1 tRNA gene is annotated in these 266 nt (G+C 47.4%); it reads left to right on the plus strand.

Annotated features, from left to right (window positions below):
• Positions 1 to 81 precede the first annotated feature (81 nt).
• A tRNA-Phe gene (locus tag A136_RS10760) sits at positions 82 to 157 on the plus strand.
• The last annotated feature ends 109 nt before the right edge of the window (positions 158 to 266 follow it).

Genomic DNA, 266 nt, shown 5'->3' on the forward strand with positions numbered 1-266 from the left:
CGACTTAGCTCAGTAGGTAGAGCAACTGACTTGTAATCAGTAGGTCACCAGTTCGACTCCGGTAGTCGGCACCATTCTTTTGCCTCGATAGCTCAGTCGGTAGAGCAGCGGATTGAAAATCCGCGTGTCGGTGGTTCGATTCCGCCTCGAGGCACCATTATTTGGTGCTTAACAAATAATGGTCTTTATAGACCTGATGTTGACACAAATAATTCCCCTTTAGTTCAGTTGGTAGAACGGCGGACTGTTAATCCGTATGTCGCAAG

Source organism: Vibrio crassostreae 9ZC13, from assembly GCF_000272045.2.
GTDB classification, from domain to species: Bacteria; Pseudomonadota; Gammaproteobacteria; order Enterobacterales; family Vibrionaceae; genus Vibrio; species Vibrio crassostreae_C.